Raw genomic sequence first — 24286 nt, 5'->3', positions numbered from 1 at the left:
ACTTCATAGTCAGGTGGCAATAGCGAAGAGGTCACACCCGTTCCCATCCCGAACACGGCCGTTAAGCTCTTCAGCGCCGATGGTAGTTGGGGGTTTCCCCCTGTGAGAGCAGGACGCCGCCTGGCAATAGTGAAAAAGAGATGACCTCGTGTCGTCTCTTTTTTTTATATTGTTTATTCGATAAAGGAGAATTCGTAAATGAATCATTCCCGTATGCCTCTGCTTGAAGCTTTAAAAAAACATCAGCAGAAAAAGCCTCTTTCTTTTCACGTACCCGGCCACAAAAATGGCTTGCTTGCTTCTTGGATGGAGCTTTCACTGGATGTAACCGAATTAACGGGCTTGGATGACCTTCATGCTCCAGAAGAATGTATTAAAGAAGCAGAAGACCTGCTTTCGGATTTACATAATACAGTGGAAAGCAAGTTTCTTGTGAATGGAAGTACAGTCGGCAACCTTGCCATGATTCTTGGCACCCTTTCCAAAGGCGATATTGTGTTTGTTCAGCGCAATTGCCATAAGTCTGTGTTAAACGCCTTAAAAATGGCTCAAGTCTTCCCCGTTTTTTTAACACCTGATTTTGATGAACACACACAGACAGCAGCTCAAGTATCAAAGCAAACATTAATGGAGGCATACAAAACATATCCTGAAAGTAAAGCGGTCATTTTTACGTATCCGACGTATTATGGAATAACCGGTTCTTTTCAGGAATTGGCGGCTATTGCCAGGTCTCACGGTTCCTTGGTGCTTGTGGATGAGGCGCATGGAGCCCACTTTGGGGCTGTGGAAGGGGAAGTGCCCATGAGCGCCCTGCAGCTGGGAGGAGATATCGTTGTACAGTCTGCACATAAAATGCTGCCTGCTATGACGATGGGTGCTTACCTTCATATTAATTCTTCCCAAATCGATCGCACGCGCCTTCAATTTTATCTGCAGGCTCTGCAGTCAAGTAGCCCGTCTTATCCAATTATGGCTTCCTTGGATTATGCCCGTTCTTATGCCGCTTCCTATACGAGAAAAGATCATACTTACTCTATGGCTGTAAAAAACAGAGTAATTCAGTTTCTCCAATTAAAGGGGTTCGCTTGTATATCTACAGATGATCCGTACAAACTGCTTGTAAGGGCTGAAGGGCTGACAGGATATGAATTACAGGCTTTGTTTGAAGAAGCAGGCATTTATATTGAACTCGCCGACCCTTATCAGATACTGCTCGTTTTTCCTCTTTTAGAAGCAGGAGAGAATCTCTTTGAAGCACAGGCCATGCAGAAACTGGGCAGCTTGTCGTTTAAAACAGGAAAAACATCTCCTTCTTTTTCAGGAAATTTGCCGTCTGCTCATGTATCCACTCTCGACTTGCCTTATAATGAGCATAGTTGCTTCCAAAAAGAAGCTGTTTCCTTGAAAGACGCAGCCGGCGAAGTGGCAGCTGAAATGATTATTCCATACCCGCCTGGTATACCGCTTGTGATGGAGGGGGAACGGATTTTAAAGGCTCACGTAGAGCAGATTGAGTGGCTGGTCAGTCAAGGAGCCCGCTTTCATGGGGGAGAAAGATTGAACGAACGGAAGCTTGTGGTGTTTCGGAAGGAGAACTAATGTGCCAGGATTATTTATTACAATAGAAGGACCAGAAGGAGCAGGGAAAACGACCGTGCTCCAGCGGATTGTTGAAGAGCTTGAAAAAAAGGGGTATCCGATTATTCAAACGAGAGAACCGGGCGGCATAGCCATTGCGGAGCAAATACGCTCGGTTATTTTAAATAAAGACAACACAAAGATGGATGCACGCACAGAAGCACTTCTTTATGCAGCAGCCCGCCGCCAGCATTTGGCGGAAAAAGTTATGCCGGCCCTTCAAAAAGACTTTATTGTCCTTTGTGACCGGTTTGTCGACAGCTCACTTGCGTACCAAGGCTATGCAAGAGGGCTTGGCATGGAGGAAGTGGCCTCTATTAATGCTTTTGCGATTGATGGCATGATGCCTGCCTTGACGTTATTATTTGATGTGCAGCCTGAAGTCGGGCTTGCCCGTATTCATCGCCATGATGGACGAGAAGTCAACCGGCTTGATCTGGAGGACCTTTCTTTTCACCAGAAAGTACGGGAAGGATATTTGAAATTGGCCGAGACCAACCGGGAACGCATCGTGGTGATTGATGCCGAGCAGGAGCAGGAGCTCGTGTACCGGGCTGCACTTTCTGAAATTGAAAAAGTGCTTGGCTAAAAGATTTGGTATAATAGAAGAAATCCTGTAAGGGGGAAAAAATATGAAATTGATTACCGCAGTCGTACAGGACCAGGACAGCAATAAATTATCACAGGCGCTGATTAAACATCAATTCCGCGCAACGAAGCTTGCTTCAACTGGTGGCTTTTTAAGAGCAGGCAATACAACATTCATGATCGGCGTAGAAGATGACCGTGTGCAGGAAGCACTAGAGCTTATCAAAAAAAATTGCCAGTCTCGTGAACAGGTTGCTCCTCCCGTATCGCCGATGGGCGGCAATGTGGATGCGTATGTACCGTATCCGGTAGAGGTGCCAGTAGGCGGTGCAACCGTTTTTGTTCTGCCGGTTGAACAGTTTCATCAATTTTAAAGGGCGTGAAGTTCGTGTCTAACCCGTGGAAGGAAGCAGAAGGGCGCCAGCCGATCGTCATGAGGATGATTGAAAACAGTTTACTTCGTGACCGTGTAGCGCATGCTTATTTGTTTGAAGGCGATCCGGGAACCGGTAAAAAAGAAACAGCCCTGCTGTTTGCAAAAAGTTTGTTTTGCCGGGAACCACTGGATGGGTATCAGCCGTGTGGGGCATGTATTAACTGCCGCCGCATCCAAAATGGGAATCATCCCGACCTTCATGTGATTGAGCCGGATGGCTTGTCGATTAAAAAAGAGCAAATTCAATTTTTACAGCAGGAATTCAAAAAAACTGCGGTTGAATCCGGCTGGAAAGTATATATTATCAATCAGGCAGACAAAATGACGGCAAGTGCGGCGAACAGCCTGCTCAAGTTTTTAGAAGAGCCTTCCGCCCGCACCGCCGCCTTTTTATTAACAGAGCAAAGCAGTCTTGTGCTGCCGACCATTTTGTCGCGCTGCCAGCAGCTGACGTTTCGTCCTATTGATTCAAGCGAGCTTAAGCAGCGCTTGATCGAAGAAGAAATTAATGTGCCGATGGCTTCCATTGTCTCCAAATTAACCAATCATTTGGATGAAGCGATCCAGCTTGCACACGATGAGTGGTTTGCACAGGCACGACTAGTAGTGTTAAAATTATACGAAGGTCTGAAAGGCGGCAGGCTCTCGGCTATTGTTTCGCTTTCAGAAGAATTTCACTCTCATTTTAAAGAGAAACAGCAGGTCAGTCTTGCCCTTGATCTTTTTGTTCTAATTCACAGGGATTTGCTTTCCATTATGACCGGGGAAGAAAAAGGTCTTGCATTTCCCGACCGTCTTGCTTCTTTTCAGCAGGATGCCCTGCATTTGTCAGCAGAAGCGCTGGCAGACCGGATGGCATTCATTTTAGAGGCAAAACGAAAGCTCAGCCGCAATATGAACCAGCAGCTGCTAATGGAGCAGCTTTTGTTAAAGTTACAGGGGGGACACGCCTTTGTGTAATGTAGTAGGTGTACGCTTTAAACAAGCGGGTAAAATATATTATTTTGATCCAGGTGACCTCGGGATCCAAAAGGAAGACTACGTTATTGTAGAAACGGTACGCGGGGTTGAATATGGACATGTTGTTGTCGGGCCAAAAGAAGTCGATGAAGATGATGTTGTTCTGCCATTGAAAAAAGTGATCCGGACGGCGGATCAGAAAGATCGTTTGGCTGTACAGGAAAACAGTGAAGCAGCTATACAGGCATTTGAGACTTGTACGAGTAAAATTACCGAGCATAATCTAGATATGAAGCTTGTTGATGTAGAATACACCTTTGACCGCAATAAAGTGATTTTCTATTTCACAGCGGATGGGCGGGTGGATTTCCGAGAGCTCGTAAAAGATTTGGCTTCGATTTTCCGAACGCGCATTGAGCTGCGCCAAATTGGCGTTCGGGATGAAGCAAAAATGCTCGGCGGTATCGGGCCATGTGGACGGATGCTTTGCTGTTCAACATTCCTTGGTGATTTTGAGCCGGTCTCAATCAAGATGGCAAAAGATCAAAACCTCTCCCTGAATCCAGCTAAAATTTCCGGTTTATGCGGCCGATTAATGTGCTGCTTAAAATACGAAAACGATGAGTATGAGGATGCGCGCCGTGAATTGCCGGATGTGGGCCAAAAAGTAACAACGCCAAGCGGGAACGGGCGTGTGACGGGCTTAAATATTTTAGAACGGCTCGTACAGGTGCATCTTCCGGAACTGGAACGGACGCTTGAATTCTCATCTGATGAGATCGGAAGAGAGGGAGCCGTTTCTGTGAAAGCAGGTGATTGAGACGGTGGAAAAGTTGGATAAAAAAGGTATTTTTGATTCTGTCATCCATATGGAGCTGCAAATTGGTGAATTATATCAGCAGCTCGGTGAAGTAAAGGTACAGCTTGCGGAAATACTAGAAGAAAATAATTCATTACTGATTGAAAATGATCACTTGCGCCGCCGTCTTGAAGAGCTAGACCAGCAGGAGCAAAAAGTGTCAGGACCTGTCAGCGTGCAAGCACGCGGAGCGGATATCGGTGAAGGATATGATAATCTGGCCCGCTTGTACCAAGAAGGCTTTCATATTTGCAGTGTGCATTTCGGAAGCCCGCGTAAAGATGAAGACTGTCTGTTTTGCTTGTCTTTTTTAAATAAAAAATAATGTGATCGAAGCCTTCCTTTTCAAAGGAAGGTTCTTTTGTGCAAAAGGAGAAACAAGTATGGTTGAATTAAAACAAGATGAGCGGCTTGATTATCTGCTGGCGGAAGAGCTGCGGATTATCCAAAGCCCGTCTGTTTTTTCGTTTTCGCTGGATGCCGTCCTGCTGGCACGGTTTGCTTCCGTACCTAAAACACGTGGTGCTATTGTAGATCTTTGTTCCGGCAACGGTGTTGTGCCGCTTTTGATGTCAGCCAGAACGAATGTGCCGATCATCGGTGTGGAAATACAGGAACGCCTGTATGATATGGCGGTCCGCAGCATAGCGTATAATGGCTTGGATGAGCAAATCAGGATGGTGCACGGTGATTTAAAGCAATCACCACAGCAGCTTGGAAAAGAAAAGTACACGCTGGTGACATGTAACCCGCCTTATTTTTTAACACCGTCTCAAAATGAAATGAATGCAAATGAGCATTTTGCTATTGCCCGTCATGAAATTATGTGCACGCTCGAAGATTGTATCGTATCGGCTTCCCAGCTTTTAAAGCAGGGAGGAAAAGCCGCTTTTGTGCACCGGCCCGGCCGTCTGCTTGATATTGTCACGCTGATGAGAACATACCGGCTTGAGCCGAAGCGGATTCGCTTTGTGTACCCGAAAGCAGGAAACAAAGAAGCCAACACCGTTCTTGTGGAAGGGATAAAAGATGGAGCACCGGACTTAAAGATTTTGCCGCCGCTTTTTGTGTATGATGATAAAGGCAAATATACAGATGAAGTGAGGACTCTTCTATATGGAGACGAGCCACCATTTTTACGTCGTTAAATGCAAAGATGATTCTCTGTATGCAGGATATACAAATGATCTAAACAGGCGGATAAGCGTTCATAACGCAGGAAAAGGTGCAAAGTATACACGAGCCCGCCGGCCTGTTACCCTTATTCACAGTGAATCGTTTGAAACAAAACAAGAAGCGATGCGGGCAGAATATGCGTTTAAGCAGCTGTCGCGTCCCCAAAAAATGAATTATTTGCGGAAAAGAGGTGCAAAGGATGAAATCACAGAAAAGTTTTGACCGTGAAGAAGGGCTTCTTTACCTTGTTCCGGTTCCCATTGGCAATTTAGAAGACATGACAATACGGGCTCTGCGTATCTTGAAGGAAGCTGATGTTATTGCAGCAGAAGATACCCGGAATACGAAAAAGCTGTGCAATTATTTCGAGATCGCGACACCTGTTGTCAGCTACCATGAACACAGCAGTGAAGCAGCCGGCCGCAAACTCATTGAACGCGTGCAATCCGGTGAAACCGTTGCGCTTGTGAGTGATGCCGGTACACCTTGTATTTCAGATCCAGGACACGAGCTTGTGCTGCTGGCCCTCCAAAATGAGGTGAATGTGGTGCCGCTCCCAGGAGCAAATGCTGCCATAACGGCACTGATTGCATCAGGTATTGCGCCGCAGCCTTTTTATTTTTACGGTTTTTTAAATCGGGGGAAAAAAGAAAAAAAGAAAGAGCTTGATAAATTGTCCGCTTGTCGTGAAACATTTATCTTATATGAATCCCCTCACCGTTTAAAAGAAACGCTGACGCTGATGGAAGAGTTTTTAGGAGCGGAACGACAGATCGTTTTATGCCGGGAGCTGACAAAAAAGTTTGAAGAATTTTTGCGCGGCACGATCAGTGAAGCACGTGTGTGGGCTGAGGAGTCCAAAATAATGGGTGAATTTTGTCTCATCATAGAAGGAAATTCAGAGGCATCAGACTCTTTGGAAGAAACAGCATGGTGGAGTGACTTGTCCATTGAAGCGCATGTTGAACAGTATGTAACAGAGCAGAAAATGACGCCAAAAGAAGCGGTAAAGCAGGTGGCAAAAGAGCGTGGCCTGCCGAAGCGGGATGTGTACACTGCCTATCATACATAAAGTCTCTTTATTCATTTAAAACGTAAGCTGGCTGCCAGATGCAATAGGCGCCAGTTTTTTTATTTTGTTTAACACCCTGTACAATGCGTTCGATCCAGCCCTTATAATCATATTGGGAGGCTTTAGGTAATAAGATGAATGGACATTGTGTTGGAAAGCGGGGCTGTAAAGATGAGAATCCATGTAGTGAGAAGCGGAGATTTACTCTGGCGTATTGCCCGGCAATACCGAATAGATCCTGCCCTTATCGTTCGGGCTAATGATCTTGAACAGCCGGATCGGCTGGTGATTGGCCAGGCACTGGTGATTCCCGAACCTTATTTTCAGTACCTTGTTCAGCCTGGGGATACGCTTGGAAACATTGGGAGTACGTACGGCGTAACGGTTCAAGAAATACTGCAGCTAAACCGACTCAACAATCCTTCTGCTATTTATCCAGGACAAATACTTACAATTCCAGTGATTTATCATACCGTGATGGCCGGGGAGAGTCTTTCTGTTATCGCTAGCCGCTATGGAACAACCGTTCAATCAATCGTTCAGGTCAATCGATTAACAGCACCGTCACGTCTTTATATCGGCCAGGTTTTAAGAATTCCAGCCCCAACAAAGCCCGTCATTGATGTAAATGCTTTTACATATGCATTTGGGCAGACAGGAGCCAGAGAAGTACGTGAAGTCGCTTATGATTTAACGTATATCAGTCCGTTTGCGTATAGGATGCAGGAAGACGGCGGTCTCGAACCAATTGATGATACTCCTGCTATAGAAGCTGCCCGCTCAAATGGCGTTGTTCCTATGATGGCTATTACAAATTTTTCAAGTACAGAAGCAGGAACCGAACTTGCCCACACGATCCTTTCAAGTCCGGCTTTAGTTGAAACACTGTTAACGAATGTAATAGAGATGATGAGAGAAAAAGGATACAGCGGTGTGAATATCGACTTTGAAAACGTAGCACCGGAGGACCGCCAGTTTTATAACCGATTTCTTGAAAGAGCGGCAGAACGGCTGCATGCTGAAGATTATTTTGTTTCTTCTTCTCTCGCTCCAAAAACGAGCGGCGAACAGAGGGGATTGTTAGTTGAAGCACAGGATTACCCGGCACACGGGCGCATTCTTGATTTTGTTGTGTTGATGACATATGAGTGGGGATATCGCAAAGGGCCTCCGCAGGCTATTTCACCTATTAACCAAATGAAGCGTGTTCTCGATTATGCGGTAACGGTTATTCCAAGAAATAAAATCCTGCTCGGTTTTCAAATCTACGCCCGGGATTGGCTTTTGCCTCACAGACAAGGACAGGAAGCGGAAACATTCGATATGCAGGAAGCCATCAGGCGTGCGATTCGATATGGAGCAGAGATAAAATATGATCAGGTGAGTCAGTCACCTTATTACCGTTACGTAGACAATAATGGACGGTCTCATGAGGTTTGGTTTGAAGACGCACGCAGTGCAAAAGCAAAATTCGATCTGGTCAACACGTATAACCTTAGAGGACTCAGTTATTGGGTGCTTGGTTATCCATTTCCCCAAAACTGGGAACTTCTTGGGGATACATTTATTGTGCGGAAGAGGTAAGAACCATACATTTTTGACGATACACCATGGCGGCATAAGAGACCTGTGTTTCTGCCGGTCATATGCGTGGGGGAAAATGGCTTATAAAAATACCCGTATACAAAAACACCCGGACTTTTCATTAGATTTTTTATCTAATGTGAAGCCCGGGTGTTTGTTTTTGCAATAACAGCGGATTACTTGCCGCTTTTGAATGCTTCCTGAATTTCTTTCATAAGAATTTCAGCGCCTTCATGGCTAAGGATCAATTTGCCGTCAGCAAGCTTGATGTTGTCATCAGATACTTCGCCTGTTACCTGGCAAGTCATGCTTGGCTTGTACTTTTTAAGGATGATTTTATCGTCATCCACGTAAATTTCAAGTGCATCTTTTTCAGCGATGCCCAATGTGCGGCGCAATTCAATTGGAATAACAACTCGACCGAGTTCGTCAACTTTACGTACAATTCCTGTTGATTTCATGTTAAAACTCCTCCCAAATGGATACATTTATTTTAAATAGCTTCATATAAATTTAATTCGTCAATATTCGACAAAAACTTACTGCTTGACGTAATTGTACCAAGAGTTCCCATAGACGTCAACAATAAAATGTAATTTTTCAATTAACTGTAAGAAGAGAAAACGTTGGTATATCAACGTTTTAATCGATACTCTGTAAAAGAGCTGGAAAAATATTTTCTAAATTTGTCGAAGGGTGTCGAATAAGGAAGAACATTCGACAAATAAATCATCAGAAAAAAAAGGGTTCATATTTACATTTATTCTTATATGGGGGACAATAAAAGAAGTGACTAAAAAAGCTTGCGCCATATAAGCAGACGCTTTTTAAGGAGGATTTTCGAGTGAGTGAACATAAAAAAACGTTTTATTTAACAACACCTATTTACTACCCGAGCGGCAATTTGCATATCGGGCATGCGTATACAACAGTAGCAGGAGATGCCATGGCACGCTACAAGCGTCTGCGTGGATTCGATGTTATGTATTTAACGGGAACAGACGAACACGGTCAAAAAATCCAGGAAAAAGCAGATGAAAAAGGCGTTACACCACAGGAGTATGTCGATGAAATTGTATCCGGCATTCAAAAGCTTTGGAAAACGATGCATATCTCAAACGATGATTTTATCCGTACGACAGAAGAACGCCACAAAAAAGTGGTCGAAAAGATCTTTCAGCGCCTGCTTGATCAGGGAGATATTTACCTTGGTGAATATGAAGGCTGGTATTCTGTTCCAGATGAAACTTTTTATACAGAAACACAGCTTGTTGACAAAGAACTGAATGATCAGGGAGAAGTCATCGGCGGGAAAAGCCCGGACAGCGGTCACCCGGTCGAAAAAGTACGGGAAGAGTCTTACTTTTTCCGGATGAGCAAATATGCGGACCGTTTGTTGAAATATTATGAGGAAAACCCGACGTTTATTCAGCCGGAATCACGCAAAAATGAAATGATCAATAACTTCATCAAACCAGGTCTTGAAGATCTGGCAGTATCCCGGACAACGTTTGACTGGGGCGTAAAAGTACCGGGTAATCCAAAGCATGTTGTATATGTATGGATTGACGCCCTTTCAAATTATATTACCGCACTTGGCTATGGAACAGAAAACGATACGAAATACAAACAGTACTGGCCGGCTGATGTTCATTTAGTCGGAAAAGAAATTGTCCGCTTCCATACTATTTATTGGCCAATTATGCTGATGGCACTTGACCTGCCGCTGCCAAAGAAAGTCTTTGCTCACGGCTGGCTGCTGATGAAAGACGGCAAAATGTCTAAATCAAAAGGCAATGTTGTGGATCCTGTTACGCTTATCGACCGTTATGGCCTGGATGCGCTTCGTTACTATTTGCTGCGCGAAGTGCCATTTGGCTCTGATGGCGTATTTACACCGGAAGGGTTTGTTGAGCGGATCAATTACGACCTTGCCAATGACCTAGGCAATCTGCTGAACCGGACTGTAGCGATGATCAACAAATACTTTGGCGGAGAGATCCCGGCATACAGCGGCTCAGAAGGTGAGTTTGAAAAAGCGCTTATGGATGCAAACGAAAAAACGGTCCGCGAGTACGAAGAAGCGATGGAAAACATGGAGTTCTCCGTTGCGCTGACATCCCTGTGGCAGCTTATCAGCCGGACAAACAAATATATTGACGAAACACAGCCGTGGGTACTGGCGAAAGAAGAGAAAAAAGGTGAACTCGGTACAGTAATGTATCACTTAGCGGAATCACTGCGCCGTGCTGCTGTCCTGTTAACGCCATTTTTAACCGGAACACCGGAAAAGATTTTCGAACAGCTGGGGCTAGCGGATGAAAGCCTTCAAGAGTGGAAAAGTCTTCAAACATTTGGAGCCATTCAAGCCGGCGTTAAAGTAGTGAAAAAAGGAGAGCCGATTTTTCCTCGCCTTGATATAGAAGAAGAAGTGAACTTTATCAAAGAAAAAATGCAGGGGCCTGCTCCGGTTGAGGAAGAAAAACCAGCGGCGGAAGACTATGCTCCTGTTGGTGATGAAATCAGCATCGATGATTTTATGAAAGTAGATCTTCGGGCTGCAACAGTCCTTGAGGCTTCTCCTGTTAAAAAAGCGGATAAGCTGTTAAAATTGCAGCTGGATCTCGGTTTTGAAAAACGCCAGGTTGTTTCCGGGATCGCCCAGTACTATAAACCGGAGGAGCTTGTTGGCCGCAAGGTTGTCGTTGTCGCTAACTTAAAGCCGGTAAAACTGCGCGGAGAACTGTCACAGGGAATGATTTTGGCCGGATCAAAAGATGGCATTTTAACCTTGGCCGAGGTGCCGGAAAACTTGCCAAATGGCGCAAAAATCAAATAATTGTTTCACGTGAAACAAAAGACGGGTGATAACATGCTGTTTGATACACACGTTCATTTAAATGCAGATCAGTTTCAAGAAGATATAGAAGAAGTAATCGGGCGCGCGCAGGAAGCGGGCGTCCATCGAATGGTTGTTGTCGGGTTTGACAGGCTGACGATCGAGCGGGCTATGGAGCTTATTGAAAAGTATGACTTTCTTTATGCTGCAGTGGGCTGGCATCCGGTTGATGCGATCGATATGACCGATGAAGACCTGGCTTGGATTGAAGAGCTGGCAGCTCATCCAAAAGTTGTCGCGATAGGAGAAATGGGTCTCGATTATCATTGGGATAAGTCACCGAAAGACATACAGAAGGATGTGTTTCGCCGCCAGATCGCTCTGGCAAAACGAGTGAAGCTGCCGATTGTCATTCATAACCGGGAAGCAACACAGGACATTGTTGATATCTTAAAAGAAGAAGGCGCGGAAGAAGTGGGCGGCATTATGCATTGTTTCAGCGGCAGTGCGGAGACAGCCCTTGAATGTGTTAAAATGAATTTTTACATTTCTCTTGGCGGTCCGGTTACGTTTAAAAATGCAAAAAAGCCGAAAGAAGTAGCCGAAGCCGTGCCGCTTGAGAAGCTGCTTATTGAAACGGACTGCCCGTACTTAGCGCCGCACCCTTACCGCGGAAAACGAAATGAACCTGCTTACGTCAAGCTCGTAGCCCAGGAGATCGCTGCACTAAAGGGAATTACGTACGAGGAAGTAGCAGCTGCAACCACTCAAAACGCCAATACATTGTTTCAACTTAAATAAGCAGGGGGCTCACACAGCCTCCGCTTTTTTACATGTCCGGGCAGCATGGACTAAATGGAAGAATGGGATAATGCGTTTCGATATACAGGATATAGTGATAAAAGGGCTGCAGCAAAAAACGATTTACAGGTTTTTGTTATCATGGAGGGAAAATGAAAATAAAAGAAATTATTGTAGTAGAAGGAAAAGACGATACCGTTAAAATTAAACTGGCGGTAGATGCCGATACGATTGAAACGCGCGGATCGGCTGTGGATGACAGTGTGATCGAGCAAATTCGGCATGCCCAGGAAACGCGTGGTGTTATTATTTTAACAGACCCGGATTATCCCGGACAGCGCATTCGCAGTTTAATCGATGAAAAGGTACCGGGCTGCCGTCATGCTTTTCTGCCTAAAAATGAAGCCATTGAAAAGCACGGACGCGGTGTAGGGATTGAGCATGCGTCGGTTGAATCAATTCGCAGAGCGCTTCGTCATGCACAGTATACAGATGAAGAAGCAGTGGAAGAAATAACGAGAGAGGATCTGGTCACAGCCGGCCTTATTGGTGGTCCAACGGCAAAATCACGCCGTGAAGCTATTGGACAAAAACTTAAAATTGGTTACGTAAACGGAAAACAGCTGCACAAGCGGCTGATGATGTTTCAGATCACAGGCGAGCATTTCGCTAAAGCATTAGCGGAAGTGCTGGAGGAGGAACAATCATGAAGGATATTGCAACACCCTCGCGGACAAAGGACATTCTGGCCCGTCATGGTTTTTCATTTAAGAAAAGCCTTGGTCAAAATTTCTTGATTGACCCGAACATATTACAGCGAATCACAGAAACAGCCGAGCTGACAAAAGAAACCGGTGTAATTGAAATTGGACCGGGAATTGGGGCCCTCACAGAGCATTTAGCCCGTTCTGCTGGAAAAGTGGTCGCATTTGAAATTGACCAGCGCCTGCTGCCTATTTTGGATGAAACGTTAGCACCGTACGATAATGTCACAGTTATTAATGAAGATGTGTTAAAAGCAGATGTAAAAGGAGTAGTAGAGCGGGAGTTTGCCGGATTTGACCGCTTAATGGTTGTCGCGAACCTTCCTTATTACGTGACAACACCGATTATTATGAAGCTGCTTGAAGATAAAATACCGGTAAACGGATTTGTGGTGATGCTGCAAAAAGAAGTAGGCGACCGTATTTCAGCCCGGCCGTCTTCAAAAGAATATGGATCGCTTTCGATTGCTGTCCAATATTATACAGAAGCCTCTATTGCGTTCATTGTCCCAAAAACGGTGTTTATGCCGCCTCCAAATGTGGATTCTGCCATTATTAAACTTGATGTGCGCAGCAAGCCGGCCGTCTCTGTAGAAGACGAAGACTTCTTTTTCCTTGTGACGCGGACATCGTTTGCCCAGCGTCGGAAAACGATTTTAAACAATCTTGTCAATGGTCTTCCGGGAGGGAAAGAGAAAAAAGAAGTGATTACCGAAGCACTTGAGGAAGCAGGCATTGAGTCATCGAGACGCGGTGAAACGCTGTCACTGGCTGAATTTGCTGCATTGGCTAAGGCATTAGCAGACAAAGGAATAAGCCAATAAAAAAACCGCTCTTTCAAAAAGAGCGGTTTTTTTTAAGAGGTTGGGAAATACTAGCGTTAGCGAAAAAAATCGTTATTTGCCGAATAAAAAATATTGACATTAGATGGACACGCTGATAAAATATTTTGTTTATTTGACTAAAACGAAAGTTTGTGCTATACTAAACACAGTGAGGTGGATGCAGATGCCGAAAACATTAGCTGACATTAAAAAAACGCTTGATTGTCATTTGGGTAAAAGATTATTGCTAAAAGCAAATGGTGGACGTCGGAAGACCGTTGAGCGTTCTGGTATTTTAACGGAGACGTATCCTGCTGTTTTTGTTGTAGAACTTGATCAGGACGAGAATTCATTTGAACGCGTTTCTTACAGTTACGCGGATATACTCACTGAGACAGTGGAACTAACATTTGAAGATACAGCGGCAGGCAGCGCAGTATAAATGACGTGCTTCTCGTAAAACAGCACATCAGAGAGCAGGCTCAAAAGATTCAATTCGAATCTTTTGAGCCTGCTCTTTTTCTTTTGTGATAAAATAAGACAATAATTTATTGTGTATAACGCAAAGTAGGTGGATTGAAATGAAATTAATGATTAAAGCGCCGGCGAAAATTAATTTAACGCTCGATGTGCTGCATAAACGGCCGGACGGTTACCACGAAGTAGAAATGATTATGACGACAGTTGATTTAGCGGACCGGCTTGAGCTGGAAAGCTTAAATAAAAATGAAATCCGAATCATTTCCCACAATCGGTTTGTGCCGGATGACAGCCGAAATCTCGCTTATCAGGCAGCCAGGCTGTTAAAGGATCGATACGGCATTAAAAAAGGTGTATCTATTCAAATCGACAAAATCATTCCGGTTGCCGCAGGGCTGGCAGGCGGCAGCAGTGATGCGGCAGCGGCACTCAAGGGATTGAACCAGCTGTGGGACCTTGGTCTGTCACTCGATGAGCTTGCGGAGATTGGAGCAGAGATCGGTTCGGATGTTTCATTTTGCGTCTATGGAGGCACAGCGCTTGCGACAGGGCGCGGTGAAAAAATTGAACATCTGCCGGCTCCGCCCAACTGCTGGGTTGTTTTAGCCAAGCCGACGATTGGTGTTTCAACCGGTGAAGTGTACAAGAATTTAAAATTGGACCGCATGAAGCGGCCGGACACACGGGCGATGATCGAAGCCATCAAAGAAAGTAATTATGAGAAAATGTGCCGGAATATGGGTAACGTTCTGGAATCTGTGACCCTTCATGCTCATCCCGAAGTCGCTCTGATTAAAGAGCAGATGATTCGTTTCGGAGCGGATGCTGTACTGATGAGCGGCAGCGGTCCGACGGTGTTTGGCTTGATCCGTCATGATTCCCGCATGCATCGAGTGTACAACTGCCTGCGTGGATTTTGTGACCAGGTATACGCAGTGCGTATGCTTGGGGATACCGACCTGGTTGATTAAAACCGTATATTAAGATATATTGTAATTAAAATATTCGGTTTTACTCCCCAGGAGGTTTAAATAGAACGATGAAGTTTCGTCGAAGTGAACGTATTATTGATATGACACATTATTTGCTCGAACATCCGCACCAGCTTGTGTCACTGACTCTTTTTGCCAATCGGTTTGGTTCTGCCAAGTCTTCGATCAGTGAAGACTTGGCCATTATTAAAGAAACGTTTGAAAAACGCGGTATTGGTACACTGCAAACGGTTCCGGGAGCAGCAGGCGGTGTAAAGTTCTATGCCCGTGTTGACAGGGAAAGCGCAAAGGAATTTATTACCGATTTGTGCCGGCAGATTGAAAACCCGGACCGCCTTCTGCCAGGCGGCTATCTGTACATCATGGATCTGCTTGGAAATCCAGCTGTGATGAATAAGATCGGCAAGCTTCTTGCTTCCGCTTATGCAGACAAAAAAATTGATGCGGTCATGACGGTCGCTACAAAAGGGATCCCGATTGCACATGCCATTGCGGCCCATTTAAATGTGCCGGTTGTTGTCGTGCGCCGTGACAGTAAAGTAACGGAAGGGCCGACGGTCAGCATCAATTATGTCTCTGGCTCTACAAAACGTATTCAGGCGATGGTGCTTTCTAAGCGCAGTCTAAAAGAAGGATCAAAAGTGCTTTTGGTCGACGACTTTATGAAAGGTGGCGGCACCATCAATGGGATGATCAGCCTGCTGGCTGAGTTTAACGCTTCTGTCGCAGGTATTGCCGTTTTAGTGGAAGCAGAATATCCGGATTGCTTGATTGAGGATTATATTTCACTCGTGAAGCTGAAGGATGTAGATGAAAAAAGCGCAGCGATCTCTATAGTAGAAGGCAACTATTTTGAAAAAAATACTGAATTTTTACAGGGGGAATCAGAATGAACATTGTAAACACAAAAAAAGCACCGGCTGCTATCGGTCCGTACGTACAAGGCGTTGTGGTTAACAACTTGTTTTACAGCTCCGGCCAAATCCCTTTAACAGCTGAAGGAACACTTGTGGAAGGAACGATTGAAGAACAGACACATCAAGTGTTTGCCAATTTAAAAGCCGTTCTGGAAGAAGCAGGCGCTTCTCTTGAAACGGTTGTGAAAGCGACTGTTTTCTTATCGGATATGAACGAGTTCGTTCCATTCAATGAAGTATATGGCGAATATTTCTCGGCGCATAAACCAGCCCGTTCATGCGTAGAAGTCGCTCGTCTTCCGAAAGACGTGAAAGTAGAAATTGAAGTAATTGCACTTGTAAGAGCATAAACCGGCCTCGTGCCGGTTTTTCTATTTTATTTTTTTTCAAGAAAAAAGAGGGAATATTGCAACGATTATGGAATTAGTAGTTTAAGCTTTTTTAAATATGGGAAAAGGGGGTGAATATGCGTGGAAATAACAGATATAAGATTACGACGTGTTCAAACGGATGGACGAATGAGAGCGATCGCATCAATCACATTTGACGGGGAGTTTGTTATTCATGACATTCGCGTGATTGATGGCAACAACGGCCTGTTTGTGGCTATGCCAAGTAAACGAACGCCGGAGGGAGAATTCCGCGATATTGCGCACCCCATCAATTCCGGAACCCGCGGAAAAATTCAAGATACCGTTCTTGGTGAATACCACCGTATCTGCAAATTAGAGCAGGAAGAACTGGTTGTGCTTGAAGAAGCATAAATACAATATGTTTTATCTGAGAGGTGGTCTCCGCCTTTTTCCACAAGAGCCTAGGGAATCCGACAGGCTCTTTTTTTGCGTTGTGAAAAATGTGTCAATTTCGGTCTAGCATTGAAATCAGCTGCTATTTAAGATATATTCAATAGTGGATAATTAGGTGAGGAGGCCTTTTATGACGAATATTTACGCTGTCATTCTGGCTGCAGGACAGGGAACTCGCATGAAATCGAAGTTGTACAAAGTACTGCATCCAGTCTGTGGAAAGCCAATGGTAGAACATGTTATCGATCAAATTTCAGATTTACATACAGAGCAGATTGTAACCATTGTAGGCCATGGGGCTGAGATGGTAAAAGCGCAGCTGGGCGAACGTTCTGCGTACGCACTACAGGCAGAACAGCTTGGAACAGCACATGCTGTGATCCAGGCGGAATCGATTTTAGGAGACAAAAAAGGCTGCACGCTTGTTGTATGTGGAGATACACCACTTATTCAAACATCGACAATGGAAGCGCTCGTGAAGCATCATGAAGAAACAGGTGCAAAAGCCACGATTTTAACGGCTCACGCTGAAAAGCCGGATGGATATGGCCGTATTATTCGCGGTGCGGATGGTTCTGTCAGCCGGATTGTGGAACATAAAGATGCATCGGCAGAAGAACGGGCGGTAAAAGAAATTAATACAGGTACGTACTGCTTTGATAACGAATCGCTGTTTCATGCGTTGAAAAATGTATCAAATGATAACGTACAAGGTGAATACTACTTACCAGACGTGATTGAAATCTTAAAAGAAGCAGGCGAAACGATTTCAGCGTATCAAACTGAAAGCTTTGATGAAACACTAGGTGTAAATGATCGTGTAGCCCTTAGCGAAGCAGAGCGAATTATGCGTGCACGTATCAATGAAAAGCATATGCGTGCAGGTGTGACACTCATTGATCCGCAGAATACTTATATCGGGCCGGATGTTGTAATTGGCTCAGATACGGTAATTCACCCTGGCACGGTTCTTTCCGGCGATACGTCTATCGGGGAAGATTGCGTTATTGGACCAAACAGCGAAATAGCAGCGTGCCAAGTGGGGGACCGGACTGTTATTCGTCAGTCAGCGGCTTTTGAAAGCCAAATTGGTTCAGATGTAGCGATTGGGCCATTCGCACACATCCGTCCAAGCTCGGCACTTGCTGATCACGTGAAAATTGGAAACTTCGTCGAAATAAAGAAAGCATCGTTTGGCGAAGGAAGCAAAGCTTCTCATTTAAGTTATATTGGCGATGCGAATGTTGGTAGTGATGTAAACATTGGCTGCGGAACCATTACGGTAAACTACGATGGGAAAAACAAATTTTTAACAACGATTGAAGATGGTGTGTTCATTGGCTGCAATTCGAATTTAATTGCGCCGGTTACGGTAAGAAAAGGCGCTTATGTAGCAGCTGGATCTACGATCACAAGTGAAGTACCAGAAGAAGCGATGGCAATTGCACGGGCCCGTCAAGTGAATAAAGAAAATTACGTTTCAAAAATATTTCCAAAATAATGAGTAAATCAGGACTGTGGAGGTCATCATGAGCAATCAGTATTTAGATCCAAACTTGAAAATCTTTTCGTTAAATTCAAATCCGGCACTTGCTCAGGAGATTGCAGAATTTATCGGAGTTGAACTTGGAAAATGTTCCGTTACCCGTTTCAGTGATGGTGAAGTACAAATTAACATTGAAGAAAGCATTCGCGGCTGCGACGTTTATATCGTTCAATCAACAAGCGGTCCCGTCAATGAACATTTGATGGAATTGCTCATTATGATTGATGCATTAAAAAGAGCGTCTGCCAAAACAATCAATGTTGTACTTCCGTACTACGGCTATGCACGCCAGGATCGTAAAGCACGTGCCCGTGAGCCGATTACAGCCAAGCTTGTGGCAAATCTTCTTGAGACAGCAGGAACAACCCGTTTAATCACATTGGATCTTCATGCGCCTCAAATTCAAGGCTTCTTCGATGTACCAATCGATCACTTAATGGGTGTGCCGATTTTAGGTGATTATTTTAAGAAAAAAGAATTCAACAAAGACGAAGTGGTCATTGTGTCGCCAGATCACGGCGGTGTAACACGTGCGCGTAAGCTGGCAGACCGTCTAAAAGCACCAATTGCCATTATTGACAAACGCCGTCCTCGCCCGAACGTTGCTGAAGTAATGAACATTGTCGGAAACGTCGAAGGAAAAATTGCGATTTTAATTGATGATATTATCGATACAGCAGGTACGATTACACTTGCAGCAAACGCTATTTCAGAAAGCGGAGCGAAAGAAGTATATGCGTGCTGTACACATCCAGTGCTTTCAGGTCCGGCAATGGAACGTATTGAGAACTCAAATATTAAAGAGCTCGTTGTGACAAACTCCATTGCACTTGCTTCTGAAAAGAAAACAGACAAGGTTGTTGAATTATCGGTGGCGCCGCTTCTCGGTGAAGCGATTATCCGCGTTCATGAAGAACAATCTGTCAGCACATTATTTGATTAATAACTGCTCGAAGGCCGGTGCTTTTTTAAAGCGCCGGTTTTCTTTTTTGTCGCCATGTTTATAAGTCAGCGATTTAGGGAATAAACAGTGATGTACAGATAAAAGCGTTCGATTTATAAACAGGAGGGTGAAGGAGTTTATGACTACATTACAAGCCAAAAAACGTGAAGGATTTACAAGAGCAGCACTAACGGAGATTCGTACATCCGGTTCTTTTCCCGCTGTTGTATACGGAAAAGGAGTAGAATCAAAACCGGTTTCTGTAGAGGAAGCTGAATTTATTAAAACGATCCGTGAAGTGGGAAGAAACGGATTGATTTCATTGCAAGTAGATGGAAGTCAGCATGACGTAATTCTGCAGGAATATCAGCAGGATCCAATCAAAGGATTTATCGTCCATGCCGATTTTCTTGCAGTTGACCGTTCTTCCGAAATTACATCACAAGTACGTGTTGACCTTGAAGGGGAAGCGGCCGGAGCGAAAGAAGGCGGCGTCATTCAGCAGCCGTTGTTCGAATTAAACGTGACGGCAAAAGTATCCGAATTCCCTGAGAACGTAACAGTGGACGTATCAGAACTTTCAATCGGCGATTCGATCTCGGTTGGCGACATTCGCAATAAGTACGCCTTCGTCATCGAAAACGAAGATGAAGAAACGATCGTTTCCGTTCTTCCTCCACAAAAAATTGAAGAAGAAACAGAAGAAGGTGCGGATGAAGCTGCAGAAGCAGAAGAAACAGACGTACCTGCTGAAGAGGAAACAAAAGAGGCGTAATTTTTCGGACAAACAAAAACAGGCAGAGCGATCTGCCTGTTTTTTTTGCATGCAGTCATGTATACTAAGAATAACTGTGAAAATTGAGGTGCAAGAAGAATGAAATTAATCGTAGGCCTTGGCAATCCAGGTGCGAAGTATGCTGGGACGCGGCATAATGTCGGTTTCGATGTGATTGATGAACTAGCAAAGCAGCTCGGCGCAGAATTAACTGAAGCAAAGCATAAAGGGCTGTATGGCGTTGCCCGTAAAGGATTAGAAAAAGTCATTTTGCTAAAGCCGCTCACTTACATGAATTTGTCGGGTGAAAGCATTGGCGAAGTGATGCGTTATTATAATATTGAAACAGACGATGTGATCGTCGTGTACGATGATCTTGACTTGCCGCAGGGAAAAATAAGGCTGCGCCAAAGAGGCAGTGCAGGCGGTCATAATGGAATCAAATCAACGATTGCTCATTTAGGCACCGATCAATTTAAACGGGTGCGGGTAGGCATTGGCCGGCCGGACGGACCAATTAAAACCGTTGACTATGTGCTGGGCAAATTTAGCAGCGAGGAACAAATCGCGATGAATGAAGCCGTTCAAAAAAGCGCAGATGCGTGCTTGTATGCAATAGATCATTCATTTATTGAAGTTATGAACGAATTTAACCAATAAGAATCAGCATAAAAAGCTTTGGGTGTATGCCCCAAAGCGTTTTTCTGTTTTGGAAAAGGGGGAACAGCAGGGATGAACCATTTACTTGATTTGTTTTTAAAAAATGACGAGGCAAAATCGATTATCGATGGAATGGAAGCGGGAATGAAAGAACAGCTGGCTGCAGGCCTGTCCGGCTCATTGCGGGCTGTTTTTGCTGCTGCAGCCCATCGAAAGCTTCAAAAGCCGGTTATGATCGTCACCTACAATATGCTGCAGGCTCAAAAGCTGTACGATGATATGGTACAGTTTGTGCCGGAAGATGAAGTGTATTTGTATGCGGCTAACGAGCTGATTGCAGCAGAAATCAGCGTAGCCAGCCCAGAGCTGCGCGCACAGCGTATTGAAATGCTGAATCACCTTGCGCTGAAGGGGACAGGGGTTTACATCGTTCCTGTAGCGGGACTGAAAAAATTACTGCCTTCTAAAGAAATATGGAAGCGACTTCAAAAAACATTTACAACGGGAGAAGAAGTCGAGCTGGAGAGCTTGAAGCATGAGCTGGTGGAAATGGGTTATGAGCGGGCTGATATGGTATATGCACCAGGAGAATTCAGCATCCGCGGCGGCATTGTCGACCTGTATCCGCTGACCTCCGAGCATCCGGTTCGGATTGAGCTGTTTGATACAGAGATTGATTCTATTCGGACATTTGCGCCCGATACACAGCGTTCCATTGAAAATATGACCTCCATCTTAGTAGGCCCGGCAGCGGAAATGCCTGCTTCAACAGAAGACCTGGCTGCGCTTGCCGGCCGTCTGCAGGAAGCGCTGGATGCTACAATTAAAAAAATCGGCAGTGCAGAAGTAAAGCAGCAGCTGTCTTCTTATGTAGGAGGAGATATTGAAAAGCTGAAGCAGGGCATTCGGATTGATGAATTGGGTAAATACACATCGCTTCTTTACGATCAAACGTCGGCCGTAACCTCGTATTTGTCGGAGGGCGGACTTGTTTTTTGGGATGAAATGAGCCGGATCAAAGAAATTAGCGAATCGCTTGAGAAAGAAGAAGCAGAATGGTATACCGCTCTTATTGAAGAAGGCAAAGCTGTTCACGGTTTAATGCTTGCTCACACGCTTCAGGAAGCGATGCAGGCGACCGTGCAGCCGTCCGTTTATTTGTCGCTGTTTATGCGTCAGACGGCAGGCGGAAAGCCGGAAAACATCGTGAACTTTTCTGCCCGTCCTATGCAGAGTTTTCACGGGCAGATGAATGTGCTCGAAGGCGAAATGGAGCGGTGGAAAAAGTCTGGAACGACAGTACTGTTCTTAGGTGAAACAGCCGAGCGGGTCGAGAAAATCAAAACGACCCTAAATGACTACGGCATGGAAATTACGATGCTCAAAGATCAAAATGAAGTGATCGAAGGAGTTGTTCAAACGGGTCCAGGTACCCTGACGGCCGGGTTTGAGTTTCCATTGCTGAAAATCGCCGTTGTGACTGAGCAGGAGCTCTTCAATAAGAAAGCGCCAAAAAGCAAGCGGCGCCAGAAGCTTTCGAATGCAGAGCGGATTAAGAGCTATTCCGAGCTGAAGGCCGGGGACTACGTTGTTCACGTAAACCACGGAATCGGTAAGTATCTCGGGATTGAGACACTCCAAATTAATGGGATTCATAAAGACTATTTAAAAATCAAATATCAGGGCACAGATGAACTGTTTGTACCGGTCGATCAAATTGAGCTTGTTCAAAAATACGTAGGTTCGGAAGGAAAAGAGCCGAAAATTTACAAGCTTGGCGGCAGCGACTGGAAACGGGTGAAGCGAAAAGTTGAATCGTCTGTACAAGATATCGCCGATGATTTAATTAAGCTGTATGCCGAAAGGGAAGCGGCGCGTGGTTACGCTTTTTCACCGGACGGAGATATGCAGCGGGAATTTGAAGCCGCTTTTTCTTATGAAGAAACAGAAGATCAGCTGCGTTCGATTCAAGAAATTAAACGGGACATGGAGAGGGAGCAGCCGATGGACCGCCTGCTTTGCGGCGACGTTGGCTACGGCAAAACAGAAGTGGCCATTCGTGCAGCGTTTAAAGCAACCGCGGACGGCAAGCAGGTCGCGATCCTCGTTCCTACGACAATTCTTGCCCAGCAGCACTACGAAACACTGAAAGAAAGACTTCAGGACTTTCCGGTAAACGTCGGCCTGCTCAGCCGTTTCCGCACGCGCAAGCAGCAAACGGAAACATTAAAAGGCGTCAAGGCCGGCACCGTTGATATTGTTATCGGTACACACCGTCTCCTCTCTAAAGATGTACAATATCAGGATTTAGGCCTTTTGATTGTCGATGAAGAGCAGCGCTTCGGGGTCACCCATAAAGAAAAAATCAAACAGCTAAAAACAAACGTGGATGTGCTGACGCTGACGGCAACACCTATTCCGCGGACTCTTCATATGTCTATGCTTGGTGTACGGGATTTGTCTGTTATTGAAACACCGCCGGAAAACCGTTTTCCGGTACAGACCTATGTAGTGGAACATAACCTTGGTCTTGTCCGTGAAGCAGTCGAGCGGGAAATTGCCCGCGACGGGCAGGTATTCTATTTGTATAACCGGGTGGAAGATATCGAGCGGCGAGCTGAGGAAATTTCGATGCTTGTGCCGGATGCCAAGGTTGCTTATGCTCATGGCCAAATGACGGAAACAGAACTTGAGGCAGTGATTCTTAGCTTTTTAGAAGGAGAATCTGATGTGCTGGTTACAACGACCATTATTGAAACCGGCGTTGATATTCCAAATGTGAATACGCTGATCGTGCACGATGCGGACCGCATGGGGCTGTCACAGCTCTACCAAATCCGCGGACGCGTCGGCCGTTCAAACCGGGTGGCATATTCTTACTTTATGTACCGAAAAGACAAAGTGCTGTCTGAACCGGCGGAAAAGCGCCTGCAGGCGATTAAAGAATTTACCGAACTGGGTTCCGGATTTAAAATTGCGATGCGCGACTTGTCAATCCGTGGAGCAGGAAATCTGCTCGGCTCCCAGCAGCACGGATTCATTGATTCGGTTGGCTTCGACTTGTATTCACAAATGCTGAAAGAAGCGATCGAACAAAAACAAGGCGGCGACAAGGAAGAAAAAGCGCCGGCCTTTGAAGTGGATATTACGATTGATGCGTACATTCCGGATGCGTATATTACAGACAGCGCTCAGAAAATTGATATGTACAAACGGTTCCGCTCAGCAGATTCATTTGAGGAAATTGACGAGCTGAAAGAAGAAATGACAGACCGCTTTGGCGACTATCCACAGGAAGTGGCCGACTTGTTCCGGGTAGCAGAAATGAAAATTTACGCAGCCCGGACAAAGCTGGAGTCGATGAAGCAGTCGAAGGACGTTATTACTTTGTTAATGAGCGAAGAAGGTACAAAAGAAATAGATGGGTCCAAAGTATTTGCGGTTTGCAACAAATTTGGCAATATGTGTGGAATCGGTATGGAAGAGCAGCGGCTGAAGATCACAATTGACCAAAGAAAAGCACCGAAGCAAGGCTGGTTTGCAGCTGTATTTGAATTAATAAAAGAACTTGAAGGCGCAAAAAAACAAATGTAATTTCATGTATAGAATGTTTCCTCTTGAAA

The 24286-nt window shown here is 45.1% G+C and carries 24 protein-coding genes, 1 rRNA gene and 1 pseudogene; 25 read left to right on the top strand and 1 reads right to left on the bottom strand.

All coding sequences use genetic code 11. From position 1 onward, the window contains the following. Positions 1-9: 9 nt before the first annotated feature. The 11 genes from rrf (at position 10) to M3221_RS22745 (ending at position 8316) form a co-directional block, all read left to right on the top strand. A 5S ribosomal RNA gene (gene rrf / locus M3221_RS22795) occupies positions 10-125 on the top strand. 73 nt (positions 126-198) lie between these two features. Continuing rightward, positions 199-1602 carry an aminotransferase class I/II-fold pyridoxal phosphate-dependent enzyme gene (locus M3221_RS22790; RefSeq protein ID WP_251274109.1) on the top strand — a complete coding sequence of 468 codons (1404 nt, stop codon included), beginning with the start codon at positions 199-201 and terminating at the stop codon, positions 1600-1602. A gap of 1 nt (position 1603) precedes the next feature. Beyond that, on the top strand, positions 1604-2230 hold the full coding sequence (tmk, locus tag M3221_RS22785; protein ID WP_251274101.1) for a dTMP kinase: 627 nt from the start codon (positions 1604-1606) through the stop codon (positions 2228-2230). 43 nt (positions 2231-2273) lie between these two features. Further along, complete coding sequence (locus M3221_RS22780) at positions 2274-2603, top strand: cyclic-di-AMP receptor (protein WP_251274099.1); 330 nt, start codon at positions 2274-2276, stop codon at positions 2601-2603. A gap of 14 nt (positions 2604-2617) precedes the next feature. Beyond that, entirely contained in the window at positions 2618-3625 is a 1008-nt protein-coding gene (holB, locus tag M3221_RS22775) for a DNA polymerase III subunit delta' (RefSeq protein ID WP_251274097.1), read from the top strand. Continuing rightward, positions 3618-4445, top strand: coding sequence for a PSP1 domain-containing protein (locus M3221_RS22770; RefSeq protein ID WP_251274095.1), 828 nt, complete (start codon positions 3618-3620; stop codon positions 4443-4445). The genes holB and M3221_RS22770 overlap by 8 nt, the downstream gene beginning before the upstream one ends. A gap of 13 nt (positions 4446-4458) precedes the next feature. Continuing rightward, positions 4459-4809, top strand: a complete 351-nt coding sequence (gene yabA / locus M3221_RS22765; RefSeq protein WP_251274121.1) for a DNA replication initiation control protein YabA — start codon at positions 4459-4461, stop codon at positions 4807-4809. Between the two features lie 58 nt (positions 4810-4867). Further along, entirely contained in the window at positions 4868-5632 is a 765-nt protein-coding gene (locus tag M3221_RS22760) for a tRNA1(Val) (adenine(37)-N6)-methyltransferase (protein ID WP_251274089.1), read from the top strand. Next, on the top strand, positions 5601-5882 hold the full coding sequence (locus tag M3221_RS22755; RefSeq protein ID WP_251274088.1) for a GIY-YIG nuclease family protein: 282 nt from the start codon (positions 5601-5603) through the stop codon (positions 5880-5882). Before M3221_RS22760 ends, M3221_RS22755 begins: the two co-directional genes overlap by 32 nt. Continuing rightward, positions 5860-6732 (top strand): 16S rRNA (cytidine(1402)-2'-O)-methyltransferase, encoded by an 873-nt coding sequence (gene rsmI, locus M3221_RS22750; protein WP_251274086.1) that lies wholly within the window; start codon positions 5860-5862, stop codon positions 6730-6732. The genes M3221_RS22755 and rsmI overlap by 23 nt, the downstream gene beginning before the upstream one ends. A gap of 171 nt (positions 6733-6903) precedes the next feature. Beyond that, positions 6904-8316, top strand: a complete 1413-nt coding sequence (locus M3221_RS22745) for a glycoside hydrolase family 18 protein (RefSeq protein WP_251274112.1) — start codon at positions 6904-6906, stop codon at positions 8314-8316. 176 nt (positions 8317-8492) lie between these two features. Here the strand turns inward: M3221_RS22745 and M3221_RS22740 are convergent, their stop codons facing one another. After that, positions 8493-8777, bottom strand: a complete 285-nt coding sequence (locus tag M3221_RS22740; RefSeq protein WP_242236988.1) for an AbrB/MazE/SpoVT family DNA-binding domain-containing protein — start codon at positions 8775-8777, stop codon at positions 8493-8495. A gap of 365 nt (positions 8778-9142) precedes the next feature. Here M3221_RS22740 and metG point away from each other — a divergent pair. The 14 genes and pseudogenes from metG to mfd form a co-directional block, all read left to right on the top strand. Then, positions 9143-11155: pseudogene (metG, locus tag M3221_RS22735) on the top strand (methionine--tRNA ligase); the annotation flags it as partial. Between the two features lie 33 nt (positions 11156-11188). Continuing rightward, entirely contained in the window at positions 11189-11956 is a 768-nt protein-coding gene (locus M3221_RS22730) for a TatD family hydrolase (protein WP_251274074.1), read from the top strand. A 152-nt stretch (positions 11957-12108) separates the two neighbouring features. Then, positions 12109-12666 (top strand): ribonuclease M5, encoded by a 558-nt coding sequence (gene rnmV, locus M3221_RS22725; RefSeq protein WP_242236996.1) that lies wholly within the window; start codon positions 12109-12111, stop codon positions 12664-12666. Beyond that, entirely contained in the window at positions 12660-13544 is an 885-nt protein-coding gene (gene rsmA / locus M3221_RS22720; RefSeq protein WP_311316165.1) for a 16S rRNA (adenine(1518)-N(6)/adenine(1519)-N(6))-dimethyltransferase RsmA, read from the top strand. The genes rnmV and rsmA overlap by 7 nt, the downstream gene beginning before the upstream one ends. A 184-nt stretch (positions 13545-13728) precedes the next feature. Beyond that, on the top strand, positions 13729-13986 hold the full coding sequence (gene veg, locus M3221_RS22715; protein WP_242237000.1) for a biofilm formation stimulator Veg: 258 nt from the start codon (positions 13729-13731) through the stop codon (positions 13984-13986). A gap of 139 nt (positions 13987-14125) precedes the next feature. Next, positions 14126-14995 carry a 4-(cytidine 5'-diphospho)-2-C-methyl-D-erythritol kinase gene (gene ispE, locus M3221_RS22710; RefSeq protein ID WP_251274070.1) on the top strand — a complete coding sequence of 290 codons (870 nt, stop codon included), beginning with the start codon at positions 14126-14128 and terminating at the stop codon, positions 14993-14995. A gap of 68 nt (positions 14996-15063) precedes the next feature. Beyond that, positions 15064-15909, top strand: a complete 846-nt coding sequence (purR, locus tag M3221_RS22705; RefSeq protein ID WP_251274067.1) for a pur operon repressor — start codon at positions 15064-15066, stop codon at positions 15907-15909. Beyond that, complete coding sequence (locus tag M3221_RS22700; RefSeq protein ID WP_242237007.1) at positions 15906-16283, top strand: RidA family protein; 378 nt, start codon at positions 15906-15908, stop codon at positions 16281-16283. Before purR ends, M3221_RS22700 begins: the two co-directional genes overlap by 4 nt. A 120-nt stretch (positions 16284-16403) precedes the next feature. After that, positions 16404-16697 carry a septation regulator SpoVG gene (gene spoVG / locus M3221_RS22695; RefSeq protein ID WP_242237009.1) on the top strand — a complete coding sequence of 98 codons (294 nt, stop codon included), beginning with the start codon at positions 16404-16406 and terminating at the stop codon, positions 16695-16697. A gap of 172 nt (positions 16698-16869) precedes the next feature. Continuing rightward, positions 16870-18240, top strand: a complete 1371-nt coding sequence (gene glmU / locus M3221_RS22690) for a bifunctional UDP-N-acetylglucosamine diphosphorylase/glucosamine-1-phosphate N-acetyltransferase GlmU (RefSeq protein WP_251274066.1) — start codon at positions 16870-16872, stop codon at positions 18238-18240. 28 nt (positions 18241-18268) lie between these two features. Then, positions 18269-19228, top strand: coding sequence for a ribose-phosphate diphosphokinase (locus tag M3221_RS22685; protein WP_251274064.1), 960 nt, complete (start codon positions 18269-18271; stop codon positions 19226-19228). 139 nt (positions 19229-19367) lie between these two features. Next, positions 19368-20003: a 50S ribosomal protein L25/general stress protein Ctc gene (locus M3221_RS22680; protein WP_251274062.1), complete on the top strand. Its 636-nt coding sequence runs from the start codon at positions 19368-19370 to the stop codon at positions 20001-20003. A 99-nt stretch (positions 20004-20102) separates the two neighbouring features. Then, a complete protein-coding gene (gene pth / locus M3221_RS22675; protein WP_251274059.1) occupies positions 20103-20663 on the top strand; it encodes an aminoacyl-tRNA hydrolase in 561 nt (186 codons plus the stop codon). 72 nt (positions 20664-20735) lie between these two features. Next, positions 20736-24257, top strand: coding sequence for a transcription-repair coupling factor (gene mfd, locus M3221_RS22670; protein WP_251274051.1), 3522 nt, complete (start codon positions 20736-20738; stop codon positions 24255-24257). The last annotated feature ends 29 nt before the right edge of the window (positions 24258-24286 follow it).

It is taken from the genome of Domibacillus indicus (assembly GCF_023715895.1).
Taxonomy (GTDB): Bacteria; Bacillota; Bacilli; order Bacillales; family Domibacillaceae; genus Domibacillus; species Domibacillus indicus_A.
This window is presented reverse-complemented; position numbering and strand designations above follow the sequence as displayed.